Here is a 21,368-nt window from a genome sequence, read left to right on the forward strand (position 1 = left end):
ATGGATGCAGTAGACCGCGCGATTTTGTTCCAGCTGCAGCAGGACGGTCGGCTCTCGAACGTCGACCTCAGCGCACGTGTCGGCCTGAGCCCCACCCCATGCCTCAGGCGGGTGCGTAACCTCGAAGAAGCGGGGATCATCCAGGGCTACCACGCCGACCTCGACCCGGCAGCAATCGGACGAGGCTTTCAGGTCCTCGTCCAGGCGAACATGATGATCAAGGACCAATCCACCATCGAGGCGTTCGAGGACCAGGTCCGCGAATTTCCGGAGATCGTCGAATGCAGGCGCATGTTCGGCGATCCGGACTACGTGATCTGGGTCGCCACCACGGACGCCGACGCCTACGAGCGCTTCTACATGACGAAACTGACCAATCTGCCGGGCGTGGCCAGAATGAACTCACAAATGACCATGAAGATGGTCAAGGAGCGCACTCTCACCCTGTGACTGGGCAGCCGCCACCGCATCCAGGCCGCAATCAGGCAACGTCGCCGCAGCCGCGGCAAGATCGTCCTGCTGCCCTGACCCGACCCCCGAGCCTCCGCAGCCCCTGGGTCGCCGCGTGCAAAAGCATGGTCAGCCGAGGTCTCCAGCCGCTCATGAGGTGATCGTTCACACCGCCCGCCGCCCTCAGCACGAGCACGGCCGTGAGCAGCTCATCCACCTGCGCCTGCAACTCCAACCGATCAGCCGCCCGTTGCGCCTGGGCGGGCCTCCCTGCGAAGCGTCAGACCCTCAGTCACCCCCCAGAGCCGAGACCGGAGACGACCAGGCCACCAGCGCCGCCACCACAAGATCATGGTTCATACCCCTCCTGACCCCCCAAGAGGCCCCATAGTTCCCCCGCGCACGGCGAGTCGGCCGGACAGTTTGGATGCTTTTTCAGGGTGGGGGTTCTGGCGCGGCGTCACGGTGCCACACGGCGCCGCGGGGCCGCCCTCCGGGCGGCGGACGCTACACCTCCGACGCGGCCCCCGGTCGGGCCGCCTCCGGCGTCCTGGAGCCCCGCGTCACCGTGCGGCCTCGCGTGCCTCACCAGGACCCTCACCACTGAAGGGCACCACCATGCACGCACTCACCTGCGTCGACTGCTCTACCGGCCCTGGCACCGAGTTCCGCGCCCTCCCCGACGGCCTGTTCGCATGCCGCCGGCCCCCACGTCTAGGCCGTCGACGTCTCCGGCGCCCTTGGCTACGTCACCAGTCCGACCACGCCCGCGGCGCCGGCCTCACCGCCACGCCCCGCACCATCCGGGCCTGGCTCGCTGGCACCCTCGCAGGGTCGTCGATAAAGATCGGCGACCACCTCGAAGATCCGCAGGAGGATGGGAGGCCCCTCAACGTCTCCGTTCACCGGCGAGTCCACGTATCTCCCTCGGCCAGCCGATCATGCACTCGCTACCGGCTTCCCGCCGCGTGCTCACAACCGCACCAGCTGGCAGATCACAGGCGACTTCAGCACAGCCAGAAGGACCATCGCAAGGTGCGTACCCTGTCTGCGACCCTCAGCCTGGATCTATGAAAAACCGGCCCTTACTGGTCGTACATTCGCCGGATGGTCGCGGATTGCGACAGGTCAGCATCAACCGACAGGGCGTGGGGAAAGTGTGGTCCCTACGCGAGTTGCGACTTCTCCTGCGCCGTTTGGGCTATCCGCGAGACCTGAATATTGAAGACCGAACACATATCCGTTGGGAGGGCGGGAATAGTTCGCGGTGGCCAGACCGTCCATGGAGCAGGCGAACAGCTGCCAGCTTGATGGTCATTGGCTCCCTTACGTCAGCCTCGGTACTGTTCAAGATCGGCGTAACAGACGCACTCGGGGCCCTTACCTATACAGGACGCATCGAAGGCTCGTTGTTCCTGATCGCAGCCATACTGGAGACGGTCACGGCAATCGCCGTTTTTGATCACTGGGGAAAGCGCCGACTAACCTACTCAGGTGCAATAATCCTAGTAGGCGTCACCATTTCCCTATTGGTCAGCCTACTGTTGCTTTCTGTGCAAATTTACGGGGGTGAGTACACGCACTATCTTTGGCTTTGGCTAGCTCTCCTGATCTGGTCGGCCTGGGCATTGAGGCGGCTCGAACCTCACCACATACTGAAAGAAATAACGCATCCGAAGAGCCTCGCAGTGGGAGCCGTAGTCTCAGCATTCTTCGTTGCCTCGAATTTTGCATACACGCAGGTCTACATACCCTACGCATCCCCCGTACAGGCGCGCGTCATAGCGAAGCTCGGCACTCCTAGCATGAACCAGAAGCGCACAATCCTGTATCTGCCAGTTGAGCTTCACTATCAAAACTCGGGCAAGGTGGGCTTCACTCTTCTGGGCAGCCAATACTCGGTCTACGGCCGAACGGCCAAATTCGTTGAAAGGCCGAACAGGCTGACAGAATGGAAGGATGACATGGAAAAGGAGCCAATGTCCGACCTCTATCGTCACACAGAAGTGCAGGGCAGAAACCTGATTAGCGCTGGAGAGTTCTTCCGGGCAGGAAACTCCCTAGACCCAGACCAGGAATTCGTAGAAAAGAAGATCGTCGAATTTCCGGCGGGAGCTGAATACGATTCAATTGAGGTTGTAGCGTCGGCGACTGCCATACGGACAGATCGAGGGGATCTAGATGATGTAGACTACTCAATTCCGTACTATTCCTGGGATACCGCATCTGCCGGTAGAAAACACCTCTATGATGCCCCTGGCTGGGTTGCCCAACCTGGCGACGAATACATTGCCCATCATGCGCAAATACATTACGGCAGCGAGATCCTCAACATGACACGAAAACCTCGCTATGTAACATACTGGCGGGTGATTCGAAAAGAGTTCAGTGGCGCTAATCCGGAAAATGAAAATGATTTCACCGAGCCATACAATGCGTTGACTATCAGTGAACTCCACGAGGAAGCCCGCGAGCCGAGTACCTCAGACTACGACGAGCTCTATGACCGATACGGCCTTCAGGAAACATACAGTCCGTGGCTGAGGGAATCCCTCCCGGCGCTCCTCAAGGCTGCAGGTCGCTGAGAAGCCGGTTCCACTGACTGATCGCCACGGACACTTTGCTGACTCCGGCGAGGGCCCGGTTAACCTCGATTCTTCAGCGGTCGTGAGTGCATGATCGGGTCTGTCGGCGACGGCTGAAAAGTGGTTCTGGCTCACTTTTGGTGCTGGAGTGACGGAGGGTAACTGTTCGTGTCGGCGGCGGTCAGAGGTCACGCGGCCAGGAGGACACGCTTGCGCAGGAGGTCCAGCCCCGCCCGCCCGAACATCTGACGCTTCAGCATCTTGATCCGGTTCACCTGCCCCTCCACCGCCCCCGAACTGAACGGCAACGTCAGCCCAGCCGTCACCGCCACCTGATCACCAACGACCCCGTTCACGAACGAAAGCAGCGGCTTCCGATCGGATTCGTTGATCACCTGCGACTGAGCGTCAATCCTGTGAGCATGCTCGTCCGTGAGGGATGTGGAGTGGGAAGAAGCACTGTTTCCGCAGGTGGATGGCTTGGTGATCGACGAAGTCGATCTCGCCGAGGATCGCGTCCGCGTCGCCGCCCGGGCTGTCGCCTCACAGGCGGTCTGCCCGCAGTGCGGTGAGGCGTCCGGGCGGGTCCACAGCGGCTATGAGCGTCGGCTCGCCGACGCGGCCGTGGGCGGTCGACCGGTGGTGATCCAGCTGCGGGTGCGCAGGTTCCGCTGCACCGGGCGCTCCTGCCCCAAGAGCACCTTCGCCGAGCAGATCGCCGGGCTCACCTTCCGGCACGGGCGACGCAGCGCACGCCTACACGCCGTTCTGCAGGTCGTCGCGCTGATGCTGGCCGGCCGGGCCGGCACCCGGCTGGCCAGCGTCCTCGATGCCGCTGCCAGCCGCTCCACGCTCCTACGACTGATCCGGGCCATGCCCGATCCACCAACAACTACCCCGAAGATATTGGGCGTTGACGACTTCGCCCTGCGACGGGGCCACATCTACGGCACTGTCCTGATCGACATCGAGACCCGCAGGCCGATCGACCTGCTGCCCGACCGCGAGGCCGCAACCCTCGCCCGCTGGCTCGCCGAACATCCTGGTGTCGAGATCATCTGCCGTGACCGGGCCACCGCCTACGCGGAAGGCGCCCGCGCGGGCGCCCCGGACGCCACGCACGTGGCCGATCGCTGGCATGTCTGGCACAACCTCGTCGAGGCGGTCGAGCGCTGCGTCACCCGGCACGCCGCCCACCTGCGCGAACCCGAACCACCCCCGACCCCCACGGCATCGGCCGCCGCCCTCGCGGAACTGGAGAAGATCGCCACGGCAGGCCAGCTGGCCAGCACCGCCCACCGGTATGCGGACCGGACCCGCGAGCGCCATCGGGCCGTGCACGCCTTGGTCGGCCAGGGCCGCCCGCAGCGCGCGATCGCGCGGGAACTGGGCCTGTCCCGCAACACCGTCCGCCGTTTCGCCCGCGCCATCACCTGGCAGGAACTGGTGACTGGCAAGTGGCAGTGCCTTCCCAGCATCCTTGATGACTTCAAGCCCTACCTCCACCAGCGCTGGAGTGAGGGCTGCACCACGGCCGCCACCCTTTTCGAGGAGATCACGGCCGCTGGTTACCGCGGTGGACTCACCATTTTGCGCGACTACCTGCGCCCGCTGCGATCAGGCGCTCCGCCCCTGGAGAAGGTCCGGCCACCCTCAGTGCGGCAGGTCACTGGCTGGATCACGCGCCGCCCCGACAGCCTCGCCGCGGAGGAGACCCTCAAGCTCAAGGCCATCCTCGCGCGATGCCCCGATCTCGACGCCACGGCCGGCCACGTCCATGTGTTCGCCGAGATGATGACTGCCCGCACGGGCCACCAGCTCCCCGGCTGGATCGAGAAGGTCCAGGCCGAGGGCCTGCCCGAACTGCTTTCGTTCGTGAACGGGGTCGTTGGTGATCAGGTGGCGGTGACGGCTGGGCTGACGTTGCCGTTCAGTTCGGGGGCGGTGGAGGGGCAGGTGAACCGGATCAAGATGCTGAAGCGTCAGATGTTCGGGCGGGCGGGGCTGGACCTCCTGCGCAAGCGTGTCCTCCTGGCCGCGTGACCTCTGACCGCCGCCGACACGAACAGTGACCCTCCGTCACTCCAGCACCAAAAGTGAGCCAGAACCACATTTCAAGCGACGCCGACACGGGTCGCCGGTTCGCCCTTTTTGTTCCGCGTGATCGCGGGCGGGGCCTTCGCGTATCGCTGCGGCTGCGCCGGGGTTCCACGGCACCCGGAGGTCGTGCAGGTCGCTCCTTTCCTTGTCTCATCGGACTGTTGGTCTGGGCGTCAGGTGAGGGCGGGCAGGGCGGTCAGCCGGTGCCAGCAGGTGGTGAACGCCTTCGCCCAGGGCCAGGTCCGCTCGATGCGCAGGTAGTGGCGGCGGGCGTGGTCGGCGAGGCGGGCGGGCAGGTGGTAGAGGCGGAAGCGCATGGTGTCCGGCTCGGCGTCGGCCAGGTCATCGATGTCGTGCAGGGCCAGCAGCCGTAGCCACGCGTCGAGATCGGCGGCGACGTTCGCGGCGAGTATCCAGCCGCGGTTGACCTCCCACGATTGCGAGGGCAGGTTGCCCAGGCCCATCGCCTTGTTGGTGCGGCCCCGGTCTTCCACGGACGCATGGGAGCGGTGCAGCACGTCCAGGAACTGGGCGTGGCCCGAGCCGGCGACACCCCACATGTGGCGGACGTTGGTCGCGGTGATGCAGTAGCGCCAGCCGGTCTTCTTCTCGAAGCGGGTGAGTTTCTTCAGATGCCGCCGGGTCGGACGCACCCGGCGCACGATCAGCCGCATTCCCTCCGGCCAGCCCTCGCGGGTGTTCACCCCGGTCAGCTCCGCGACGAAGTAGCCCTCCTGGAGGCTGCCGTCCTGGCGCACGGAGGTCTCCCAGGCGTTTTCGGGCAGCCTCGCGATGGCCCGCTCGTCGTCATCGGTGATTTTCCAGCCGACCGTGTAGCGGACCGTGCGCCGCGTGGTGTTCAGGGCTTCCAGGTGCTCCAGCAGCCCGTGGGTGGCGCCGGCCCCGTCCACCCGTACCAGGATTTTCGCTGCTGAGGAGCCGGGGATCTGCGCGAGGGCGTCGGTGAAGACGCGGATGTGGTCGGCCACCGTGTTGGCTCCGGAATTCCCCGGCCGCAGGAGCATCGCCAGCGATTCGGTGGTGTTCGCGCACCACGCGGCCAGCGGATGAAACCCGAACGTCTTTTTGAACGTGACCGCAGCCCCGGCCTTCTTCGACGCCGACGTGATGATGGTGGCGTCGAGGTCGATGACGATCCAGCCGGTCAGCCGCCTGCCCGCCACCGTCAGCCACGGGAAGCCGCCCGGCCGCAGACGCAGCAGACTCCACACGTGCCGGCGCACCCTCGCCCGCGCCTTTGCGATCTTCGCCAGGGCGGCCTCGTCGAGCCCGGCCAGCGTCCGGCGAGCGGTGGAGTCCGAGGCCGCGAGCCCGAACAACGGCCGGTGATGCAACTGGAGTTGCTCAGCCTCCGAGAAGTTCGCCGCCCCCAGCACGATCGCGATCGCAAGGTGCACCAGTACCCCGGCGCGTTCCCGCCAGCCGGTTGCTGTGCTGGACGGCAGTACCCCGGCCAGCGCACCCGTCAGTCCCGTGCGGTCCGCGCACCGGCGCAGCAGCACCGCCCCGGCATGCCCGACCAGCCTCTTCCCGTCAGCCACTACGGACAGCCAACGGTCCCACCCTGTACTCTCGACCACCAGAAAGGTGCCTTGCTCTCTGCAGCGGATACGACCTAGACACTCGCATCCTCGCAGGTCAACGGCACCTTTCTGCTACCGGGGCGTCAGATCACCCAATTCCGCTGAATACCCAGGGTTATCGATCTGGACGGTGAGCGCGACACCGCGATACCGCGCTGTCAATGCCTACGGGCACTCTCCGGTTTGCTGCGTGAGGTGGGCAATGAAGACGAGCTCACGCGTGTGCCCCTCGCGCAGCTCTGCCAACAGGCGGACGAGCAAGCAGTGCGATGCGCGCAGAATGACTGGCACGGCGCCACCCACGATGCCGTTGTCTCCCTGCTTCATCACACCTCCCGTGCTACTCAGAGGGCGGTACGTGAGTTGATGTCCGTTTCGCTGTTTCGGGAGGGGTGGACGCGCTGGCTGCGATGTCGCCGGGCGGCTACGGCCGCGGCTGGGTGAACAAGCCCTGCTCGGTCTCGACCAGGATTCTGCGCTCGGCCAGCCGTTTGAGTTTCAGGCGGGTGTTGTTGATGTTGTTGGGCGCGATCTCCAGGTCCATCGCCTCGCACACCTGCCGCGCCCGCAGCGGCGCGTCGGCGGCGGTGAACACCCGCCATGATCTGCTGGTAGGCCGGATGGTCCGGCAGTTCCGGGGCCGGCGCCGCGGGCGGCTGCGGATCGGGCAGCGTCAGCAGCGTCTTGCGGGTGATCCGGACCTCCTCGGCGGCCCGGCCGAGTTCGTCGAGCCGTGCGGTCAGCTGCGTGATCTGTTCCCTCGTCGCATCGGCCTGCGCGCTGATCTCCCGTTCCTGCTCCTCCAGCCGCACCAGCACCGCCCCGAGCGTCAGCTCTGCGCCGGTCATGCGCTGCGCCAGGCCGCAGCGGTGGTGCCGGTCAGCCGGCGCAGTATCACCGCGGTCATCGCCCAGTACACCCGTGACTCCGAACTGCGCGGCAGGTGCTCGTAGTCGCGCACCAGCCTGCGGTGCAGCATCAAGATCCCGTAGGCGCGCTCGACGATCCACCGTTTCGGGATCGGCACGAACCCGGTCTGACCTGGGTTGCGCTCGACGATCTCCACCTCGATGCCCAGCGTCTGGCCGTGCGCGACGACGGCGTTCTTGAATCCCTGGTCGACCAGCGCCTTCTGAACGGTGTCGGTGTCTGCGGCGACCTTGTCCAGCAGCGCGATGCCGGCGGCGTTGTCGTGCACGGACGCGGCGAGCACCACCACCGCGATCACCAGGCCCAACACGTCAACAGCCAGGCCGCGCTTGCGGCCCGGTACTTTTTTTGCCGCATCACACCCCGTCGACTCCGCCGGCACCCCGGCCGCCACGCGCACGCTCTGGGCGTCCAGCACCACCAGACTCGGATCCGCCTTCCGCCGCGCCTTCTCCCGCACCTGCCAGCGCAGCAGGTCGTGAATGGTCTGGTCGATGCCGTCGTCACGCCACTTGGTGAAGTAGTACATCACCGCGCCGCGTGGCGGCAGGTCATGCGGAAGCAGGTCCCACTGGCAGCCGGTGCGGCCCTGATAGAGGAGCGCGTTGACAATCTCCCGCATCTCGTACCGACCCTGATGGCCGCTGACCGAACGGTGTGCGGCCTTCCACGCGGCGATCACCGGTTCAACCAGCGCCCACTGCTCGTCGGACAGGTCGGTCTTGTAGGGCTTGCGCTCGCTCACGGTGTTCAGCCCAGCACGCCCGAGCCCGCCGGCCGGCTGGGATGCCGGAGTCCCACACGTTCAGGTGACGGCAAATCACCTACCAACTCGCATACCGCCCTCTGAGTGGGCGTTTAGGCATGGATTATGATGCTAAGTCGCTCCTGCGGCCAACAATCTTCGGGACGATTCGCACCTTACATGCGCCTTCGCGGGCTTCCGGTCGCCGATCTGCGTGCCCGTTTGATCCGCTTATCAGCACTAGATTCCGTCTGGTTTAGCAATGAGGTGGAAAGTCCACGCCAGTGTGGAGCTTCCAGGTATTTCAGGCTGTTCACATTGGCGATAAATAAGGCAAGGCGGGTCGAAATGCCCATCGCGAATCAACATCAAACGCCCACTGAGAGACGTCCGCCCGCCGACGCTCCTTCGGCCAGCGCGAGGACACCCACCGGTAACTGCGGACCGTCGTATAGGCCAGGCCGACGTCTTCGGCGAACATGCGGATGGCCTCGCTGACGGTGAACAGATCGTCCTTCCCGGACGGATTCGCACCCCCATACGGGCGCATCGGCTCGATCTCAAGTGCCGCGTCCCCGAGCCGCCACTGGGCGCCGCTCATCGTGGCGACCCAGTCCCGGCCCTGCTTGACCAGCTCGTCGTAGCGGTCCCGGGTCACACTGCCGATCATCGCGGGCATCCGAACACCACCCCCGCGGGCCCGGGTTCGGCATCCTGTCTATGCCGTCAACTTGCCCTGGAGGCCCGTCACTTCGTACCATCCGGCGGCCTCCGGTAGCCGGAAAGGGCGTGCAGACCCGGCGCGTGGAGCAGCCCTGTGCCCGCCAGTTGCGCGGCCTCACACCCCGCGCTGCTGCGTGCGCCGCCTGTGCCAGGACCGTTTGCGGCAGCGGGGAGAGCAGTACCTTGCCGAGGTGGGATGTTCGACGCCGGGCGTCCACGACTTCCCGCACTCCGGACAACTGGACGTCCGGTCGGCCTTCACCGCCTCGGTCCTCGCCCGTGCCCGCCGCATCCGCCTCCAGTGCCGCGACCGGCAGGCGGACGAACAGAACTTCGCCGTCGCCTTCGCCGCCGGCATCAGCGGACCGCCGCACCCGCGACACAGCCGCGGCCCCAAGTCGTCGTCCGCGACCACGACCAGCCGCAGCCGGGGAACACCGTCCCTGCCCATACGGCTACCGTATGACCAACGAATTGAGGGCCGCGGGCTGATCGCTGCCCGGCGGGAATCAGTCGGGGTGACGACTGGCGTCGAACCACTCGGCGTCGTTCCACATGACAGGCATGGCGCCGACCGGATCGAATTCAATATCTGGGTCGTTGCTGTGGACCAGGGCCATGATGCGGTGTCCGAACAGTGCCGCACTGCGGGCGCGGTCGGCGAGGATGTTCAGAACAGTGTGCGCCGCACGCGGTTCGGCGCGGGCGAAGTGGTCGTAGTCGGTGAAGACAATGACCAGGCCAGTCGCATCCCTTGTACTTCCGTACTCGAAGGACTCGACGTCCCGGAGGCAGTCATTGAGTGCGTCGAGGTTGCGTCCGTAATAGTCCGGGAAGTCCAACGCTGAGGCGACGTCGCGGTGCATGTCCGCTTCTGCGGTCCACTGTCCTGCATCCAGAACGACGACTTGGTAGTCGTGGTCGCGCAACCAGGCAGCGGCCTCGTCCAGCAGACTCCGGCGCCAGTACAGGGTGACGAAGGAGTCCGCCATCAGGCGCAAGGCGAGGTCGTCGGAGAGGTCGGCGTCAGGGTCGAAGGCAGGCACCGGTAGACCCTAACTGACGGGCTTGTACGGTGCCGCCTCGCCCCAGTCTTGTTGTCATGCCGGGCTCAGACACAGCTTCTGAGGGTGGGGCTTGTATCCAGGTAGTGCTGGTACAGGATGTCGGTGGTGAGAGGTAGGGCGGGTGCTGCGTGTGATGGTGGGGGCCGGGCTGCGGGGGCCGGGTGGGCCGGGGGAGTTGGAGCAGGAGCTGCTGGACCGGTTTGTGCCGACGTCCGCGGCTGCGGGGATCTCGGACGAGGTCCTCGCGCAGGGTGGTGTTGGAGGACTTCGTTCGGTTCGTGGGCTGCCGGGTGTGGTGCCGTTGTAGGTCCAGGTGAGTCGGATACGCAGGAGTGCCATGGTGTCTGGCGGGCCGGACGGGAGGCGGCCACCGCTGGGCACTCCGGCTCATGCGTCAATGGCGAGTTCCTCGGCGACGCTCACGATCTTGCAGTCGTACAGAGCCCGAACGTACTGCGCCGCGACGGTCCAGCCGAGCAGTGGCGACTCGAACGGCACGATGCCCGCCTCGATCGGGATCGGCCGACCCGGCTCGCGGTGTACCGGTGCCCCCACACCCCGCACAGGTCCGACTCGCCGGCGCGCACGGCGACACTGCCCTTCCACATGTGCGGGCACTCCTCGCGTGCCTTGCGTACGCACGACAGGCACGTCGGGGGGTGAGTGGTCACGAGCCCTTTCGGCCAGTCGGACCAATCCGTTCGCTGATCCTCGACCAGCCACAGCCGGCCGCGGTCGTCCTCGTCGCTCGGCCCGCCGCATACCTGGCACAGCAGCTCGGACATAGCGAGGAACTGCCGACCGGGATGCACGTGTCCGTGCCGCGGCGCACCGACGCCCTGCCGGTCGGGGCGGCGCAGCCGCAGTACGCCGCGATCGTCTCGGTCCGAGGCGGTCTCGTCGGCGTAGCCGACCCCGACGAGCAGCCGCTGCACGACTGCCGGTTCGTCGACCAGCTCGCTCGACCATGACGCGATGAACGGCACGGACTCGGCGCGCTTGCGGCAGATCTTGTGCGTGAACGCCGGCCGCAGCTTCCGGCCCTGGTCGTCTCGGCGTGCGACCTGTCCGAACCGCTGCCCGTCCTCGATCGGCAGCTCACAGATCGTGCAGCAGTTCACGGTGCGGTCACCTGCCGCAGCTCGGCGACCCGGCGGGCGAGTTCGCTCACCTGTAGCGCCGCCTGCAGCGTGGTACCGAGCTGGAACCCGCACGCGTCGTCGGCCCGGTCAACGGCGTTCACGAGCCGATACCAGTCGTACGAACGATGCGGCGTCCGGTCGGCCATGCGGCGGGCGATTATCTGCAGTCGCTCGATCTCTTCGCGCAGCAGCTTGTCGATCTCGACGAACCGCTCGTGCTCGGGGTATCTGCGCGTCGAGTCGAACGCGGCCGCGATAAGAGCTGGGATCGGGTCGTCGGTCCGCTGTTCGGCAGACGGGCCGGCCGTCATCGGGCACTGTCCATATGCGTGGCGGCGAGCGCCGCGGCGTACGCCTCGTGCAGCAGATTGGCGTCGGTGAGCGGCGCGCATTCCTGTGGCGAGACGATCCACGTGTGCGCATGCTGCGTACGCGGGGCGACCATCGCGGGGTGCGGAACGGCGACCGTCCCCTCGGTGAGCACCTCGGTATCCGGCAGATGCCACTCGGCGGCCGAGCCGACCGGCACGAGCACCTCGACGCCCTCGGGGGTGTGCTGCACCGGGCCGACGGGGGTGCCCTCGTGCCGCATCCGTTCGACGGTCCGCCATCCGAGCGCGCGCGGCAGGCGGACGACGTCCCAATGCTTACCGACGGCAACGTCGACGAGCTGGTCTTGATCCCACGCCGCGAGGGCGCTGGTAACACTCACCGCTTGTCTGATCCAGTCGAGCGCCGTGAACCCGTCGAACCTGCCGGCCACAAGCCGGGCGTCGCTGATCTTGCGCGAGTCCTCGATCACCTGACGACCTCCGCCGGTCGGGGAATGCTCTCGCGTGGCAGCCCGAGCAGGAATGCGACTCGGTCGGCGGTCGCGGGCTCGTCGCCGTGCTCCCCGATCTCGTACCCGTAGTCGGTGAGGTATCGGCCACCCTGCGCGGTGACGATCTCGCCGAGGTCGGGGTGCATGGGATTCGCCACGGTCACGGCGTGAAGATCCCGATTCGTCACAGACAGCCCGCGTGCTGCAAGCTGTTCGGCCAGAATGGCCGAGGCGGTCATTGCATCCATGCTTCGATCCCACCGCAGCGCGTGCAATTGCAGGATCTGACAACCTATGACACGGAGTTGATCAATGCCCCTAGCTGCAGCGATTACCGGAACACGGGAAATCGGGCACCGGGAACTCGCCTGGTTCCGTGACCTCTTCGGCACCTACCTCGCACCATGGGCAAGCGATGACGCGCACTTCTTCATCGGCGGCGCGAAGGGGATAGACAGTCTCTCTCTGCTGTGGCTGGCCGGTAACTCGAAGGCGCGGATCACGGTCGTCGTGCCGGGGGCGGTCGCGCAGCAGCCGGCCGAGGCGCGACAGGCGATCGAACGGTGCCGCGACCGGATCGCCGACGTTGTCGAACTCGGCGCTGCCGAACTGCGTACCCCGGCGTATCACGCCCGCAACCGGTACATGGTCGACCGGGCGCAGATGGTGATCGGATTCCCGCTCACCGTGCCCGAGGGCACCTCGGGCACGTGGCAAACCCTCAACTATGCCGCCTCGCAGGGGAAACCACGACTGATCGTGCCCATATGAGCTACATAGCATGCATCATGAGAGCATGAGCGCGCACGACAAACTCGTCGGCGCTGCCACACTCAAACGGTTACGGCTCGCCCGCGGCTGGTCCCTCTCCGGCCTCGCCCGAGCCATCATCGCCAAGGCTGCCGAACTCGGGCAGCCGCTCGACGCGAGCGTCGCGAGTGTGCAGCGAACCGTCGCACGGTGGGAGACCGGCAAAGCGCCGATCCTGCCCGGCGACCGATATCAACTACTGCTCGCCCACCTGCACGCCCGCACCTCCGACGGGCAGACATCCCTCGGCGCCGGCAGCGACTTCGACGAGCTGCTCGATGCGCTCGCGCACCTCGGCGAGAGCGAGCGGCGCCTCGAAGAGCTGCGCACAGTGCTTGTGAAGACTGCGACCGACGGTGGCGGCGGGCTGCTCGCACTGCTCGGGCCGTCGACGCAACTCGCCCTGTCGACTGCGCTCGCCGACCCGTCCAGGCTCGACGAGGGTCTGCTCGCTGCGATGCGCCTCGCTGTCGGCGACGTGAACGGGCAAGTCGGGAGCGTGCCGTTCGTACGCGTGCAGCTCTTGCTCGCTCCGATCGTCGAGTCGTGCCGCCGGCTGCTCGACGCCCCCGTGCCCGAGCCGCTACTGCCCGGCCTGCAGGCGGTCGCCGCACAGGCCTACACCCTCGCCGGCCGGGCGGCGTTCGAGACACGCGACGACGAGGCATCGAGAGCGTTGTACGCCGAGGCGACCGCCGCCGCGGGCGGTATCGGCTCGCCGTGGCGCCGTGCCGTCGTCCACATGAGTCACGCCCTGGTCACTCTGTACTCGACACCCGGAATCGAGGCAGCACAGTGGCTGGTCGACGCCGCCGTACGTGATGCGCGAGCCGGTGAAAGCGTGACGGTCCGGGCACGAGCGCACGCCCTGCAGGCAGAGATCGCGGCCCGCGCCGGCGCCGAGCGGCACGCGAGGGCTGCGCTCGGCCTCGCGTGGTACGACTTGGACAGCGACCGCGACGGTGACCCCGCGCCGACCTCGTTCTCGCATGCTCACCTACGTGGGTTCGAGGGCGTCACGTCGCTGTACGTCGGCGACCCCGCCGAGGCACACGACTACTTCGCTCGGTCGGCCGAGGCACTGCAGGCGCCGCGCGAGCGTGTGCAGCGGGCGATCGTGTCGACCGATCAGGCAGCCGCCCGGATCCGTCTCGACGCCCCCGAGTCGGCCGCCGAGCTGCTACACGGGTGCATTGACGCCGCCTCGGCGACCGGCGGCCGAGTCGCCGCGATCCGGCTCCGCCGCGCCCGCAGCGACCTGCGGCCATGGCGCCGCGAGGACTGGTTTGCAGATCTCGACGATCACCTGATCGACTCACTCGGCGCGTAGCCGCGGGGTACTGACCGGCGACCGAGTGCGTCGCGGTCAACAGAGCGGCTTCACGCGACCGCAGCGTCTGAACAGGTCACTGGTGCCATTTGCAGGATACGCTTGAAAACGAGCATCTCGACGTAGATGCGGTCGAAGCGGACCGATCTCCGCTGGTAGGCCCGTTTTCAAGGCCCAGCCGGGTTCGTCCTGCGACGTGTGCACGGTCTGCGGCTGGACCAAGAGCGGCGCCGTGAATCCGTCCGTCCGGGCCTTTTGTGACACCTACGTTCCCCGGGCATGCAAGAGGTGAAGCCACCCCGAAGGCGGGCGCCTCCCCCTCCCGCTGTGTGCCCGTTGGACTGGACGGAGTGGCCCTCGATCCCTATGTCGGTGTACGTGTGACAAATCCGCTAAGGATCACTGCATGATCGATACGCTGAGCTGTTGGTCTAGTGATCGTTACAGGATTTCTGGTTGTTGTGACGTGTCGACCTGAGCTGGGGTTTCGGCAGAGGTTCAGGAGCCAGAGAGGCTTCTGAAGTGCGAGTTCAGTGATCGCTTCGGAATGTGGTGATCGTCGCAGGATTTCCTATTGCCGGGCACCAGTAGGGTGCGCGGGATGAACGTATGTGTCGAAGCCTCGTTCGATGCTGCTGTGCCGGGCAGTCCTGGGGCATCGCTGGTCCGGTGGTTTCGTGCCGCCCGCACCGGGCTGTACCGCGCCCTGGTGGAGGCGGGGGCCAGGAGCGGGGGAGGCGTCGTCTCCGAGGCACAGGTCAGACCGGACATCGACGACGTGCCGCGACGCTTCCCCCACATCGGGCAGGCATGGCCACAGTTCGAGGAGGAACTCACCGCGTTTCCCTGGGGGGCAACTCCTGTTTCTCACCGATGGCGGGGAACTGGCCGACCTGGGACGGGCGAATTTCTACCACGTCCTGAGAGACGGCTCCCGGCAGCTCGGCCAGCCCACGCTCGCTGACATTCTGGCCCGCCCGCCAGCTGCGCTCCAGCCGCAGTGTGCTCTGCCGGTGCGGGATCGCACAGGGGAGGGGCTTGATGTAAGGGGCCTGGAAGAAGGGGGCGACCTACAACACGCTCGTCACCGTCTTCGTGTCGTAGCCGGGCAGACAGGCTGGAGGCACTGCACGGACGTTCGTAGCCTTGAAGTGAGGTCTGTGCGGAATCGCGACCTGACGCGTTCAAGATTCTTTGCCGGTACACCCCCGTCTCGGGACCGAGAGGCGTAGGCACGAGCCCCGGCCCCCTAAGGAGGTCCCCGTGTCCGACTGCACCCCTTCCCCGGACGCCCGAACCCCTCAACCGTCATGGTTCCGCAGCGCGCGGGATATCACGGAGCTTGGGAAAGAGCCAGATACCGAGCGGCGGGTGAAGTCCCTCCATACTGCCGGCGCCGCTATGGAGCGGATCCAGCGCGCGAACGTGGACCAGTTCGTTTTTGGTGAGCGCCCGCTGATCGTTGGTCCTGACGGTTACGGACACGTCTTCTATGAGCACAGCAGCTACACCCCACCGGCCGTCTCCGCGGCCATCCACGCTCGCCACTTCGCTCTCGGGCGCAAGGAAATGCCGCGCGGAGCGGTGATGCCCGTGGCGGAGGGCACCCCGGAGGAGATCAGCGCTCGCAATCCGTTCGACGCATTCAACCAACAGCACCTCGTAGTCCCCGGGGGCCCCCAGTGGCGGGAGGCCGCCTCAACCGCGGTCTGCGAGCCCTTCTGGACCACCGGCATGGACGGAACCAGAACCATTGACGAGCAGTTCGTCGCCCTGATGAGGGCCGAAGTACGAATGATTCACCGGCAACTGGTGCCGGTGTGGAGGCACAAGATCAACGGATTGCGGGTGCTGCAGTTGGAGGCTCCGCTGTGGGCGGGTGGTCTGACGCTGCTGGATGTGGTGGCCGGCGAGCTGCGGATGGAGGGCCTGGTCTTCGAGACGGCTTTCGACGACCCGCGGGTCGATGCCGTGCTGAGGGGTCTGACGGAGGACGAACGGCGGGTGGCGATGGCCTGGGCCCACCCCTACGCGGACACCTGGACCGAGGCGGCCCGGCTCGCGGGTGCCGCCGATCCGGAGGCCTTCGGTGAACGGGTCCGGCGCAAGCTCAAGCGGCTCGGCAGCGAGTACACCCGGCGGCGCACCTCGGCCCTCCAGAAGACGGTGGCCTAAGGAGGCAGGACATGTCCGATAACGTCTCCTCCCCGAAGGCCCGGAACGGTGAACCGCGGGAGATCCGTTGTACGCGAGACGCCCGGGAGCTTCACGCCCAGGGCGTGTATGCCGAGGTCGAAGTGACGGGGCCCGCACGATACGCCGTCGACCGCTTGGAGTGGAACGGCTACAACCCGTATGTGGTGGTCGCCGAAGGCTATGGATACGACTTCACCGGCGACCACCCCGGCCCGCCCGCCATCACCGCCGCCATGCGTGCCACCCGCTGCGAGTTGAGGGTGCGGCCGCTGTTGCTGGAGGACGTCTCGGACATGGCCAGCGGGAGGAACTTTCTCGATGATTTCAACCAGCGGCATCTGATGGTGCCAGGAGGACCGCAGTGGCGAGAGGCAGCTTCCACCGCACTCGCCGAGAGCTGGTCTGTTGCGTTGGATCCGGGCATGAGCATCGAGGAGGTGTACACCCGCATCGTCCGGAATGACGTGCGCACGGTTCACCGGCAGCTGGTGCCGCTGTGGAGGCACAAGGCGAGCAGTGCGCGGGTGCTGCAGCTGGAGGCTCCGCTGGGAGGCAGCGGTCTGACGCTGCTGGACGTGGTGGCCGGCGAGCTGCGGACGGACGATCTAGTTTTCGAGGCCGGCTTCGACGATCCGCGCATCGGCGCTGTGCTGGCCAGGCTCACCGTGGAGGAGCGGCGGGTGACGATGGCCTGGGCCCACCCCTATACGGACAGCTGGACCGAGGCGGCGCGGTTCGCCGGGGCCACCGATCCGGAGGCATTGGGGGAACGGGTGCGCCGCAAGCTCAAGCGGCTTGGCATCGAGTACGCCCGTAGGCGCGCCCCTGCCGGCGATGAAGAGCGTTAGCGGGTTCGCCTCTTCCCCCAGGACTGAGATCAGGTGCACGCCCTTTAAGGACCTCCCATGACTCACACTGCCAGCCGACTACGCGAGTTCCGGTTGCCCGATATGAACGAGGGAATCACGGAGGCTGAGATCGTTCGCTGGTACGTAAGGCCCGGCGACACGGTCGTCGACGGCCAGATCGTCTGCGAAATCGACACGCTCAAATTCGCAGCGGAACTTCCGATCCCATTCAACGGGGTGGTGCATGAGCTGCGGTGCGCGGAAGGCGAGACGGTGGCTGTCGGAACGGTCGTCATCACCGTCGCGGACGCGGACGCGGCGGCACCACCTCCGGCTCCACAGTCCAGGTCGAACTACTCTCCCTCCCGGATGCCCGAGCCCGCCGACAGCAAGAACTCAGCCTCTCGTGGGGCGTCCCCGAAACGGAAGTACGCGACGCCGAGACGTCAGGTAGGAACCCCTTTGGGCATGACGCCTTCCATTTCGGTGACCGACCGCTTGCCGTAACTACTGACAGCTACACCTACATGCCTTATCCCGAGGCCATCACGCCGGCTGTCTCCGCCGCGCTGCGCGCTCGTGACTTCGCGCTGCAGATCCCCGAGCCGTCCGAGGGCCTCTTGCGGCAAGGGGGACGAGCAATCCCCTGGATGACTTCCTTCAGCGACATCTGGTGCTGCACGGGGGGCCGAAGTGGCGGGAGGCGGCTTCCACTGCCCTCGCCGAGGACTGGTTCGTCGAACTACCCGAGTCCAGAACCATCGACGAGACGTTCGTCCGCTCGATCAAGCCCGATGTGCAAACGATTCATCGACAACTGATGCCAGTGTGGGAGCACAAGGTGAGCCGGTTGCGGGTGCTGCAGTTGGAGGCTCCGCTGGGAGGCAGCGGTCTGACGCTGCTGGATGTGGTGGCCGGCGAGCTGCGGATGGAGGATCTGGTCTTCGAGACGGCTTTCGACGACCCGCGGGTCGATGCCGTGCTGAGGGTCTGACGGAGGACGAACGGCGGGTGGCGATGGCCTGGGCCCACCCCTACGCGGACACCTGGACCGAGGCGGCCCGGCTCGCGGGTGCCGCCGATCCGGAGGCGTTCGGTGAACGGGTCCGGCGCAAGCTCAAGCGGCTCGGCGACCGGTACACCCAGCGCGCCGCAGCCGTCCGTAAGACGGAACCGGGCCGGTGACGTCGTGCTGCCCCGACCCGCGGATAGCTTTGAAGACCCGTGGCGGATGCGATGTAGCCGGGCTCAAGATTTTTTGCCGGTTGACCCGTTTTTGGGGCCTGAGAGGTGAAGGTGCACGTCTGCCTAAGGAGGCCCATGTACAACCGCACCGCTTCTCCGGATATCCAAGCCCTCGCCCCTACTCGTCGAGGAGGTGAACGAGTGAACCCTTGGCGAGCCTTCGCGGTCCATGTCTTGGCCGCCGTCTGCGGACACCTGCTGTTCTGGACGCTGACCCTCGTGGTCCCCGTGCTGGCTGCCTGACCCTGTGACCCCTGGTTGGTCGCCCGAGCCAACAGGAGTCAGGAGCCGCGCCCCCGTCACTGAGGTGAGGAGGTTACGAGACGAGCCTAGCGCTCCGTCATGGGCGGTGTGGCTGCGGCTGCACCGCCCGACTTGTGCTCCGCTCCTGGTCAGCCACCTCGTACTGAGGACCGCGTACGTAGATCAAGCGAGCGCTGAGCGATCCGCCGGACCGGCCCGAGTACAGGGAATCAGACAGCGCCAGCCCGGACGGCACCAAAGCGCGCGGCGGGGACTCCTTGAGCGAAGCGCTGACCTTGGGGTCTGGTGATCATTTCCGGATTTTTGACCGTGTGTGGGCGCGGCTCTGAGCTGGGGGTTTGTGGAGCTGCAGAAGCTGGAGAGGTCCTGAAGTGCGATTTCAGTGATCGTCTCGGAATGCAGTGATCGGCGCGGGATTTTCTTATGTCTGCGTGGCTGGACTGGGGCGGCGACGGCCCCTGACGCCTGCCACTCGGTCGGGTGAGACACACTGCGGCGGAACCCTCCCGGGGACACACGGCGTAGTGCCGTACATGAACGAAGTGCGCGTAGCCGGCTGGCCTGGTCGACGTCGCGGCCGCTGACGACGCCACCGCGCTTGCCTTCCAGCAGCTGCTCGCCGACCGGTGGGCGACGGCGAGCAGCGGAGCACACGACCCGGAACGCGGGCGAGCCCGGCGTTCGGTTGCGCTGCTACTGGACCTGCGCCAGCAGCTCACCTACCACGGTTGCGGGAGATATCCCGGGTGAGCGCCGCGAGCACCCGTTCAGCCTCCGGTGGGCAGCCGGAAACCCACCTCCGGCGAGGCCGAGGCCCAGCTGTTCATTCCCACGGCTGTGCGGGCGTGCCATCCGGGTCCAACCCGATGTGGCCATCGATCCTGCAGAAACTGCCAGAGCCCGCCGAAGTCGGCAACGCATCCGATAGAGGACTTCTGCGGCGTCTTGGTTTCCTGAAGCCTCGCGCCATCTGCGCCACAGCGACCAGAGCGCTGGGTGTTCCCAGCCTCGGCGGCCTGCACAGCGAGGGCCTCGGCGGTCTTTTTGTCTCCAGCCTGTTCGCGCATGGCGTGCCAGGGCGACCAGAACGCTGGTGTCGCCAGCGTCTGCGGCTTGTCGGCCAGGGCTTTCGGCCGAGTCCCGGTCTCCGGCTTGCTCCCGCATCCGGTGCCAAGTTCATTCGGCCGTCCGGAATGCGCAGCGTTCGCTCGCCTCTGATAGAGGGCTTCAGCTGTGACAAGGTCGTTAGAACTCTCGCGGATCACCCCAGCGCCACCAGTGCGATCTGTAGCCGGCATCCGCGGCGCGCTGGGTAGAAAGGCCTCGCAGCGCCTATATCCCCGATACGCTCTCGCCCGTCTTGCAAGGCAAACAGTGCCTCGGGGCGCCGTCGTCGCGGCCTGGTAGAAGTAAACCCGGCCGATTCCCTGTTCTCGACCCTCTCGTGCAGCTGCGCGAGCAAAAAGAGAGGCACCTCGCTGGCGTCCGCGACCTGTCCACCGGAGCTTTCGGCTGTGCTCTCTTCGTGTGGCCTTCTCCGTTCAGGTGCCACCACGATGCTGGCGAGATTCTCGGCTCGTTCAGCGAGAGCAGGGCCCGTGCCTGCGGGCCTGATGTCGGAGGTGCAATGCCCAATGGTTGCGGTACGGAATCGCGCTGCTTCAGCGAGATTTAGCAAGTCGTCCATGTCGGTGAGATGGTGTGGGCAGCTTGCCAGAAAGAGGCGGGTGGGCACAGGCGTCGGCGGTGGCGCGGCCGTGTTGTTCGAGGTAGTCAGCAAGTCGGAATACCGGCCCGGCTGTCGGGTGGGAGGGCGTGGCGATCGGTGGGGTTCCGGGCGTGCGGCGCTGGGGCGGGGGCTGGCGCGGCGTAGGGGGCTTGCTTCCCATGAACCAGGTGTGCGAGTTCAGCGAAGGCAGCTTCTGCCCAGTCGTCGGTGAGCTGGTCGTGGTCGATGTCGGAGAGGTAGTCGAGGGCGGCGTCGGTGAGGAATGCCTGGGGGAGGTGGAGGGCGACGCCGAGGCGGCGTGCGTCCATCGCCGCTTCTAGTACGGCTTTGGCGGCCGGGGTGCCGCTCTGGTAGCGGTGCAGGAGTTCGGGGGCTCCGGCCAGGTCCTGTGTCAGGCGTCCGTCGGCACTGGCGCGGTTGAGGGCGTCGGCGAGCAGCCGATCGCCGCCCTTGGCGAGGACGTTCGCAGCGGCCAGAGCCGGAGCGTCGAACGTGTCGGGGACCGTGAGGGTGCGGCCGGTAAGCAGTTCCCGGACCCGGCTATGCGGTCCGGCCCGTTTGGGGTGGGCAGCGCGGTGTACTGGGCGGCGTACTCGGGCCCAGCGTGCCAGCACCAGCACCGGCCCACGCTCCGGTTGGACGAGCAGACTGTGCACGGCGGCCGCGATCCGTTCGCCGGTCCTCGGGTCGCCGAGGTAGTGCTGGGCCTCGTTCAGCCAGACCACGGTCCGTGGCCGGACGCGGTGCAGGTCGTCGAGCGCGGCCTCGGCGCGGGTC

The 21,368-nt window shown here is 66.5% G+C and carries 23 protein-coding genes and 1 pseudogene; 12 read left to right on the forward strand and 12 right to left on the reverse strand.

Annotation, left to right across the window (positions count from 1 at the left end; translation table 11 throughout):
• Complete coding sequence (locus EDD90_RS53100) at positions 1 to 450, forward strand: Lrp/AsnC family transcriptional regulator (RefSeq protein ID WP_123980687.1); 450 nt, start codon at positions 1 to 3, stop codon at positions 448 to 450.
• Between the two features lie 1,310 nt (positions 451 to 1,760).
• Positions 1,761 to 3,035, forward strand: coding sequence for a hypothetical protein (locus tag EDD90_RS53105; protein ID WP_123980689.1), 1,275 nt, complete (start codon positions 1,761 to 1,763; stop codon positions 3,033 to 3,035).
• A 188-nt stretch (positions 3,036 to 3,223) separates the two neighbouring features.
• Here EDD90_RS53105 and EDD90_RS53110 read toward each other — a convergent pair whose 3' ends face one another.
• Entirely contained in the window at positions 3,224 to 3,430 is a 207-nt protein-coding gene (locus tag EDD90_RS53110; RefSeq protein ID WP_221305238.1) for a hypothetical protein, read from the reverse strand.
• Between the two features lie 88 nt (positions 3,431 to 3,518).
• Here EDD90_RS53110 and EDD90_RS53115 point away from each other — a divergent pair, with 88 nt between their 5' ends.
• On the forward strand, positions 3,519 to 5,078 hold the full coding sequence (locus tag EDD90_RS53115; protein WP_260328823.1) for an ISL3 family transposase: 1,560 nt from the start codon (positions 3,519 to 3,521) through the stop codon (positions 5,076 to 5,078).
• Between the two features lie 230 nt (positions 5,079 to 5,308).
• Here EDD90_RS53115 and EDD90_RS53120 read toward each other — a convergent pair whose 3' ends face one another.
• The 7 genes from EDD90_RS53120 to EDD90_RS58275 all read right to left on the reverse strand — a co-directional run bounded on the left by EDD90_RS53120 (position 5,309) and on the right by EDD90_RS58275 (position 10,759).
• Positions 5,309 to 6,697: an IS1380 family transposase gene (locus tag EDD90_RS53120; RefSeq protein ID WP_123980693.1), complete on the reverse strand. Its 1,389-nt coding sequence runs from the start codon at positions 6,695 to 6,697 to the stop codon at positions 5,309 to 5,311.
• 207 nt (positions 6,698 to 6,904) lie between these two features.
• A complete protein-coding gene (locus EDD90_RS56195) occupies positions 6,905 to 7,066 on the reverse strand; it encodes a hypothetical protein (protein ID WP_185149559.1) in 162 nt (53 codons plus the stop codon).
• 17 nt (positions 7,067 to 7,083) lie between these two features.
• Positions 7,084 to 7,587 carry a hypothetical protein gene (locus tag EDD90_RS53125; protein ID WP_185149560.1) on the reverse strand — a complete coding sequence of 168 codons (504 nt, stop codon included), beginning with the start codon at positions 7,585 to 7,587 and terminating at the stop codon, positions 7,084 to 7,086.
• Positions 7,584 to 8,414, reverse strand: coding sequence for an IS5 family transposase (locus EDD90_RS53130; protein ID WP_123980695.1), 831 nt, complete (start codon positions 8,412 to 8,414; stop codon positions 7,584 to 7,586). Before EDD90_RS53130 ends, EDD90_RS53125 begins: the two co-directional genes overlap by 4 nt.
• Positions 8,415 to 8,727: 313 nt before the next feature.
• Complete coding sequence (locus EDD90_RS53135; RefSeq protein ID WP_260328653.1) at positions 8,728 to 9,093, reverse strand: hypothetical protein; 366 nt, start codon at positions 9,091 to 9,093, stop codon at positions 8,728 to 8,730.
• Between the two features lie 553 nt (positions 9,094 to 9,646).
• Positions 9,647 to 10,183 carry a barstar family protein gene (locus EDD90_RS53140; RefSeq protein WP_123980697.1) on the reverse strand — a complete coding sequence of 179 codons (537 nt, stop codon included), beginning with the start codon at positions 10,181 to 10,183 and terminating at the stop codon, positions 9,647 to 9,649.
• A 408-nt stretch (positions 10,184 to 10,591) separates the two neighbouring features.
• Positions 10,592 to 10,759, reverse strand: coding sequence for a hypothetical protein (locus tag EDD90_RS58275; RefSeq protein ID WP_260328654.1), 168 nt, complete (start codon positions 10,757 to 10,759; stop codon positions 10,592 to 10,594).
• A gap of 251 nt (positions 10,760 to 11,010) precedes the next feature.
• Between EDD90_RS58275 and EDD90_RS58280 the strand changes: the two genes are divergently transcribed.
• Entirely contained in the window at positions 11,011 to 11,175 is a 165-nt protein-coding gene (locus EDD90_RS58280) for a hypothetical protein (RefSeq protein WP_260328655.1), read from the forward strand.
• A gap of 146 nt (positions 11,176 to 11,321) precedes the next feature.
• Here the strand turns inward: EDD90_RS58280 and EDD90_RS53150 are convergent, their stop codons facing one another.
• From EDD90_RS53150 to EDD90_RS53160, 3 genes are read right to left on the reverse strand one after another with little or no spacing between them, the layout of a single operon-like run.
• Positions 11,322 to 11,657 (reverse strand): DUF6415 family natural product biosynthesis protein, encoded by a 336-nt coding sequence (locus EDD90_RS53150; protein WP_123980699.1) that lies wholly within the window; start codon positions 11,655 to 11,657, stop codon positions 11,322 to 11,324.
• Entirely contained in the window at positions 11,654 to 12,148 is a 495-nt protein-coding gene (locus EDD90_RS53155; protein WP_260328656.1) for a hypothetical protein, read from the reverse strand. Before EDD90_RS53155 ends, EDD90_RS53150 begins: the two co-directional genes overlap by 4 nt.
• Positions 12,145 to 12,333: a hypothetical protein gene (locus EDD90_RS53160; protein WP_260328657.1), complete on the reverse strand. Its 189-nt coding sequence runs from the start codon at positions 12,331 to 12,333 to the stop codon at positions 12,145 to 12,147. The genes EDD90_RS53155 and EDD90_RS53160 overlap by 4 nt, the downstream gene beginning before the upstream one ends.
• 148 nt (positions 12,334 to 12,481) lie before the next feature.
• Here EDD90_RS53160 and EDD90_RS53165 point away from each other — a divergent pair, with 148 nt between their 5' ends.
• The 8 genes from EDD90_RS53165 (at position 12,482) to EDD90_RS59370 (ending at position 19,612) form a co-directional block, all read left to right on the forward strand.
• On the forward strand, positions 12,482 to 12,940 hold the full coding sequence (locus EDD90_RS53165; protein ID WP_123980703.1) for a DNA-processing protein DprA: 459 nt from the start codon (positions 12,482 to 12,484) through the stop codon (positions 12,938 to 12,940).
• A gap of 25 nt (positions 12,941 to 12,965) precedes the next feature.
• Complete coding sequence (locus EDD90_RS53170) at positions 12,966 to 14,309, forward strand: hypothetical protein (RefSeq protein ID WP_185149561.1); 1,344 nt, start codon at positions 12,966 to 12,968, stop codon at positions 14,307 to 14,309.
• A 1,371-nt stretch (positions 14,310 to 15,680) separates the two neighbouring features.
• A complete protein-coding gene (locus EDD90_RS53175; protein ID WP_123980705.1) occupies positions 15,681 to 16,484 on the forward strand; it encodes a hypothetical protein in 804 nt (267 codons plus the stop codon).
• An 11-nt stretch (positions 16,485 to 16,495) separates the two neighbouring features.
• Positions 16,496 to 17,353 carry a hypothetical protein gene (locus EDD90_RS53180; RefSeq protein WP_123980707.1) on the forward strand — a complete coding sequence of 286 codons (858 nt, stop codon included), beginning with the start codon at positions 16,496 to 16,498 and terminating at the stop codon, positions 17,351 to 17,353.
• A gap of 57 nt (positions 17,354 to 17,410) precedes the next feature.
• Positions 17,411 to 17,860 carry a biotin/lipoyl-containing protein gene (locus EDD90_RS59365; RefSeq protein WP_123980709.1) on the forward strand — a complete coding sequence of 150 codons (450 nt, stop codon included), beginning with the start codon at positions 17,411 to 17,413 and terminating at the stop codon, positions 17,858 to 17,860.
• Positions 17,861 to 18,026: 166 nt separating this feature from the next.
• Positions 18,027 to 18,347, forward strand: coding sequence for a hypothetical protein (locus tag EDD90_RS53190; protein ID WP_123980711.1), 321 nt, complete (start codon positions 18,027 to 18,029; stop codon positions 18,345 to 18,347).
• Between the two features lie 17 nt (positions 18,348 to 18,364).
• Entirely contained in the window at positions 18,365 to 18,538 is a 174-nt protein-coding gene (locus EDD90_RS56200; RefSeq protein ID WP_185149562.1) for a hypothetical protein, read from the forward strand.
• A gap of 936 nt (positions 18,539 to 19,474) precedes the next feature.
• Positions 19,475 to 19,612: a hypothetical protein gene (locus EDD90_RS59370; RefSeq protein WP_398928828.1), complete on the forward strand. Its 138-nt coding sequence runs from the start codon at positions 19,475 to 19,477 to the stop codon at positions 19,610 to 19,612.
• A 1,023-nt stretch (positions 19,613 to 20,635) separates the two neighbouring features.
• Here EDD90_RS59370 and EDD90_RS56205 read toward each other — a convergent pair.
• A pseudogene (locus EDD90_RS56205) lies at positions 20,636 to 21,368 on the reverse strand (hypothetical protein); the annotation flags it as partial.

The sequence above is a fragment of the Streptomyces sp. Ag109_O5-1 genome (assembly GCF_003814875.1).
Lineage (GTDB): Bacteria > Actinomycetota > Actinomycetes > Streptomycetales > Streptomycetaceae > Streptomyces > Streptomyces sasae.